The 5,150-nt window shown below is 67.9% G+C and carries 6 protein-coding genes and 1 pseudogene; 2 read left to right on the top strand and 5 right to left on the bottom strand.

What is annotated here, in order from left to right; translation table 11 throughout:
* The 5 genes from ACFR9S_RS03775 to ACFR9S_RS03755 all read right to left on the bottom strand — a co-directional run.
* On the bottom strand, positions 1-650 hold a 650-nt coding region (locus ACFR9S_RS03775), incomplete at its 3' end, for a protoheme IX farnesyltransferase (protein WP_379818094.1).
* A 3-nt stretch (positions 651-653) separates the two neighbouring features.
* Positions 654-2,366, bottom strand: coding sequence for a cytochrome c oxidase subunit I (locus ACFR9S_RS03770; protein WP_379731842.1), 1,713 nt, complete (start codon positions 2,364-2,366; stop codon positions 654-656).
* Positions 2,367-3,353: a halocyanin domain-containing protein gene (locus ACFR9S_RS03765; protein WP_379731841.1), complete on the bottom strand. Its 987-nt coding sequence runs from the start codon at positions 3,351-3,353 to the stop codon at positions 2,367-2,369.
* Between the two features lie 6 nt (positions 3,354-3,359).
* Positions 3,360-3,503 (bottom strand): hypothetical protein, encoded by a 144-nt coding sequence (locus tag ACFR9S_RS03760; protein ID WP_379731840.1) that lies wholly within the window; start codon positions 3,501-3,503, stop codon positions 3,360-3,362.
* 84 nt (positions 3,504-3,587) lie between these two features.
* Positions 3,588-4,556, bottom strand: a complete 969-nt coding sequence (locus tag ACFR9S_RS03755; protein ID WP_379818093.1) for a nucleotidyltransferase family protein — start codon at positions 4,554-4,556, stop codon at positions 3,588-3,590.
* Positions 4,557-4,648: 92 nt separating this feature from the next.
* Here ACFR9S_RS03755 and ACFR9S_RS03750 point away from each other — a divergent pair, with 92 nt between their 5' ends.
* On the top strand, positions 4,649-4,939 hold the full coding sequence (locus ACFR9S_RS03750) for a transcriptional regulator (RefSeq protein WP_379731838.1): 291 nt from the start codon (positions 4,649-4,651) through the stop codon (positions 4,937-4,939).
* 53 nt (positions 4,940-4,992) lie between these two features.
* A pseudogene (locus tag ACFR9S_RS16190) lies at positions 4,993-5,150 on the top strand (Rossmann-fold NAD(P)-binding domain-containing protein); the annotation flags it as partial.

The raw sequence follows: 5,150 nt of genomic DNA, 5'->3' as shown, positions 1-5,150 counted from the left end.
ACCGTCGACCAGACCGCGTACTGGATCCCGCGCTGGACCGTGGCCGTCGAGACGACGACCGGGAGCGTCGGAATATCCACCGACGCGAACTCGTCGCGGTAGACGTACGCCAGCGCCCACGCGTGGGCGGGCGTCCACGCGAACACGACCAGCGCCATCAGCACCGGTTCGACCGTGAGCGGCCGGACGGCGCTCCAGCCGGCGAGCACGGGGAAGGAGCCGGCGGAGCCGCCCAGAACCACGCCGAGCCAGTGGCGTCGCTTGAGCGCCACCGTGTAGAGGCCGACGTACGACGCGAAGCCGAGCAGCATGTACACCACCGAGCGCAGGGGGAGCAGTGCGAGCCCCAGCGCCGTCCCGACGAGCAGGAGCGCCGTCGCGAACGCGGCGGCGACGCGGTGGTCGAGGCGGCCGCTGGGGAGCGGTCTGTCGGCGGTCCGCTCCATGTGTTGGTCGAGCTTGCGGTCGTACCAGCAGTTCCACGCCGCCGCGCTCGCGGCGACGCAGGCGCCGGCGACGACGAAGCCCGCGAGCGTGATCGCCGACGTGCCGCCGGCCGCGAGCAGCGAGAACGCGCCGGTGACACAGAGCAGCGTCACGATGCGGGGCTTGACCAGCGACCAGAGGTGGGCGGGGAGTTCTGTGTCCATGAGTTAGGGTCCGATCTGCCAGATCGTCGAGAGCAGGTACCAGTTCAGCGCCCAGAGCGTGATGAAGGCACCGAGGAACACGAGACAGAGCACGAACGTCCCGCGCATGCTGTAAGCGTGGGCGGCCTTCCCTTCGCCACCGTCGGCCGCGGCGCGCTGCACGTCACCCACGGGGCCGCCCTCGAATCGCTCCCCGAACAGCAGCGTGGCGAGCGCGACGACGACGAACAGCGCGCCGCCGACGATGGCCAGTATCGCGGCGACGCCGAACACCACGAAGAACGGCTTGGCCGGCGAGAAGCTGAACGCCGTCCCGGGGATGTCCATCACCGAGGGGTGGCGTCGAGGGACGCCGAACAGGATGCCGGTGTACATCATCATCAGGACGGTCAGCCCCATCGCGCCGCCGTAGAGGTACGGCTGGATCTTCGCGAGGGGACCGAGCGACCAGTCACGGCCGAACACCAGCCTGAGGACGTAGTACCCCAGCCCCATGAACGCGAGCGTCGTCCCGGTCGCGACGGTGGCGTGGAAGTGGCCGACCGTCGCGAGCGTGTTGTGCCACGTCATGTTGAGCTGCATCTGGCCCATCATGACGCCGGTGATCCCGCCGAGGAAGCCGAACAGGATGATGCTCAGGATCGTCGCCGAGAACCCGGGGTCGTCCCAAGGGCTGCTCCAGAGCCAGCCGAACAGGCCGCCGGCTTTCCCCTTCGCCCGGCGGCCGACTTCGAGGCCGGCCGGGATCGCGAACGCGTGGATCATGCTCGCCAGCACCGCGCCGTAGGCGGCGTAGGAGGTGTTCCACATCCGCCAGCCCGCCGAGACCACCGGGTCGGACATCAGGTGGTGGGCCGCGCCGAGGTTGATGAAGAACAGGTACAGCACGAACGCCGCCCGCGAGACTTTCTGGCTCGCGACGACGGCGCCGCCGACGACGTGGGTCAGGAAGTACCAGACGGTGATCATCGCCAGCAGGTTGATCTGCTGGCTCCCGTGGCCGATGATCCAGTACATCTGCCGGTAGAACGCCGGGTCGAGGCTCTCGAAGTAGCCCACGCGCCACAGCAGCGTCGGCACGTAGGTGATCAGCCCACCCAGCAGCGCCTCCAGCGCGACGATGCTCGTGATGAACGCGCCGAAAGTGACCAGCGGGAGCGTCTTGCTCGGGTTCTCCTGCTGGTGGTTCCAGATCGTCGCGAGGAACGGCACCGCGGCGACGATGGCGCCGAGGACGAACACGGTCGCGCCGAGGTAGAACTGCCAACTCGAGGGCAGCGGGACGTAGGACGTGAGCAGCGGCGCCTGGTTGGGGTACTCGGTGAGCAGGATGGCGGCGTTGACGAGCACGGCGCCCGCGGCCATCACGACCCAGCCGACCTTCGCGACCCGGGGCAGCGAGAGCCGGCGCCCGAGAACGAACGGGCCGCCGACGTAGAGGATCGCGATCTCCATGAACACCATCCAGAAGATGAGCAGGTTCCAGGCGTGGACGCTGAGGTACGTGTAGAAGTCGCCCGCGGAGAGCAGGCCGATCGCCTCCCAGCGGGTCAGCGCCACGGCCAGCGCGAAGGTGCCCCCGATCGCGAGGGCGAGGATCGCGGTCAGGCCGTACAGTTTCACCATGTCCTCGGCGGACTTGTGGATGGTGAGCCCGGTGACGTTACACTCACGGAAGCCGTCGCTGTCGTACTCGTACGTGCTGAAACCGAACATCTACACCACCTCCACGACGCCCTTCATCCCGACGCCGAGATGGGGCTCGCAGTAGTACTTGTACACGCCGCTCGTCTCGAACGTGTGCTCGACGCTGAACCCCTCGTTTTCGAAGGGTTCGTGCCCTTCCCAGCCCGCGCCGTCGGGCTGGGACTCGACCAGTAGGTTGTGGTTGTTCGACGCCCACTCGAAGGTGACCGTCGTCCCCTGCGAGACGGAGACGGCCGGCGGATCGAAGGCGTACGGGCCGCCGTTGCCCTCGGCACCGACGGTGACGGTGACCTGATCGGCGCCGGTCTCGTCGACGGTCGTGCCGTCGTAGTTCCCCGTCGCGCTGCCCGCAGCGTCGCCGGTGAACCACCCGCCGTAGTCGGCGTCGCCGCCGGAGCCGCCGGAGCCGCCGCTCTCCTCCGGGGCGGTGACGGCGGACTCGTCGTAGTCCTGCACGACGAACTTCCCGTGCATCGAGCGGTGGCCCTCGCCGCAGAACTCGTTGCAGACGACGTGGTAGGTGCCGGGGTCGTCGAAGGACATCTCCAGCACCCACTCGTAGCCCGGAAGCACCTGCAGCGAGATCTGCTGGCTGAGGTTGTCCGCGTTGCGCACGGAGAAGCCGTGCTGGACGTCGTAGGAGCCGAGGTGGAACCGGTACGTCTCGCCGGGCTTGAGCACCGCCGGCAGCCCGTCCCAGCCCCACTGGAGCGCGCCCACGTACACGTCGTTCTCCGGGGGGACGAGTAGCTCCTCGCCCCCGACGGTCAGCGTCCCCGCCGACTGTTTGTAGGCCTGGACTTTCTGCTGGAGCGCCTCGGTGGAGACCTGATACGTCTCCCCGGTCTGGTTCTGTTCGCCGAACTCGGTCCAGCCGATCATCCAGCCGAACAGGGTCAGCGCCCAGACGCCGCTGATCCCCAGCCAGATCGACTCGCGGCGGTTGATCTTCTCGCTCCACCAGTCGCCGTCAGGGGGGGTGATCGGGGAGTCCATCGGCGATCACCCCATCGGAACCGTCAGGACGTCGATGACACCCCAGACGACGTACGCCAACATCCAGTAGATGATGGCGGCGAGCGCGAGCAGCCAGATGCTGTCCAGCAACTGCTGTGGCCACGGGGCGTTCTCTGTCTCTGTCGCCATACTCGGAACACGACGCAACAACCCCCTGAACCTACTCCCGAACGTATTCGCCGTCTCCCGATTCCGGGACGGAAAACGAGTCCGTTACTCCTCGCGGTCCGCGATCTCGGAGTGGGCGCCGACGAGCGCCCCCGAGAGGTCCAGCCCCTCGACGTAGCTCGCGGTGTCGACGATCGAGTCACGCAGCGAGGAGTCGACGACCGTGGCGTCGTCGAACACGACGCTCCGGTCGATCTCGCCACCCTCGACGGTCGCGCCGGACATGACGTGGACGTTCTCGCCCAGTTCGGCGTCGACGGTCGCGTCGTCGGCGATCATGTTCTCCCCGTCGAGCTTCCACTCGACGGCGTCGAGGTAGCTCTCGGGCGTGCCGATGTCGAACCACGCGCCGTCGAAGGTAAAGGCGTGGACGGCTTCGCGGGACTGGAGCCACTGGAGGAACCAGCCGGGTTCGTCGGGGTTGTTCTCGCCGGCGAGGTACTCATCGAACTGCGGCAGCGTCTCCGCCGGGAACGCGTAGCAGGCGATGGAGACCAGCGTGCTCTTGGGCTGGTCGGGCTTCTCCTGGAAGTCGACGATGCGGTCGTCCTCCAGTTCGACGAGGCCGTAGGAGCTGGCTCGCTCCTTCGAGCCAACGTCGTAGGCGGCGAGACAGGGCGTCCCCTTCTCCTCGAAGAAGTCGCCGAACTCCGCGAGGTCGAACGAGATGAGGTTGTCGCCGGCGACGACGACCAGGTCGTGGGCGATCCCCTCGCGGTCGATCAACTGGGCCAAGGCGCCGACGACGCCGAACTTCTCGTCCTCGTCGACGGTCTCCTCGACGGAGACGACGGGCTTCTCGAACTCGCTGTCGGCGAGGTAGTCGTGGAAGTCGTCGGCGAAGCGCTCGTTGGTCGAGACGTACACCTCGTCGACGCGGTCGTCGGCCTCCAGATCGGCGAACACGTCGTCGATGACGGTCCCCTCGCCGACGGGGAGGAACATCTTCGGGCGGTTGCGGGTGATCGGCCAGAGACGCGTGGCGTAGCCGCCCGCGAGAACGATAGCCTTCATGGCACCGTGGTCGGGGTGGAGACGGTAAACGCTTTTTCAATTCTCCCACGGCGGGCGGAAAGGCGTTTGTTCGCGCCGCCCCAACGGTACCCATGGAGGAAGCGACCACCCGCCAGCGGATCGTCGACGCGCTCCGGGGGGAGCCGGCGACGCCGCGGGAGCTGTCCAAGCGCGTCGGCGTGCCCACGAGCGTCGTCTACGACCACGTCCGACACGTCGCGAAGAGCCTCGCGAACGACGACGAGCAGCTGTTGGTCGCGCCGCCGGAGTGCAAAGAGTGTGGCTTCGCCGGCTTCGACGATCCGCTGTCGGCGCCGAGCCGGTGTCCGGAGTGCAACTGCGAGCGCCTCGCCGAGCCGCAGTTGGTCGTGGAGTCGCGGTAGCAGTTTCACCTCGGGACGGTAAGGTTTTCCCGCACTCACCTACTCCCACGGGTATGGTCACCCGGCTGGTGCTGGGCTGTGGCGCGGTCGGCTTCGATCTCCTCCAGCGGCTCCCCGACGGGGAGACGACCGTCGTCACCGACGAGGAACCCCGCGCCGAGAGCCTCCGCGAGGCCGGCATCGCCGCCGTCGAGGGCGGTCCCACCGACCC

It is taken from the genome of Halolamina salina (assembly GCF_042678005.1).
GTDB classification, from domain to species: domain Archaea; phylum Halobacteriota; class Halobacteria; order Halobacteriales; family Haloferacaceae; genus Halolamina; species Halolamina salina.
The sequence above is the reverse complement of the archived record's forward strand: the minus strand, read 5'-3'. Positions and strand labels throughout refer to the sequence as shown.

Excerpts from the sequence above, each read along its gene's own strand:
- ACFR9S_RS03770 (WP_379731842.1), bottom strand. The coding sequence starts at position 2,366 with ATGTTCGGTTTCAGCACGTACGAGTACGACAGCGACGGCTTCCGTGAG.
- ACFR9S_RS03765 (WP_379731841.1), bottom strand. The coding sequence starts at position 3,353 with ATGGACTCCCCGATCACCCCCCCTGACGGCGACTGGTGGAGCGAGAAG.
- ACFR9S_RS03760 (WP_379731840.1), bottom strand. The coding sequence starts at position 3,503 with ATGGCGACAGAGACAGAGAACGCCCCGTGGCCACAGCAGTTGCTGGAC.
- ACFR9S_RS03755 (WP_379818093.1), bottom strand. The coding sequence starts at position 4,556 with ATGAAGGCTATCGTTCTCGCGGGCGGCTACGCCACGCGTCTCTGGCCG.
- ACFR9S_RS03750 (WP_379731838.1), top strand. The coding sequence starts at position 4,649 with ATGGAGGAAGCGACCACCCGCCAGCGGATCGTCGACGCGCTCCGGGGG.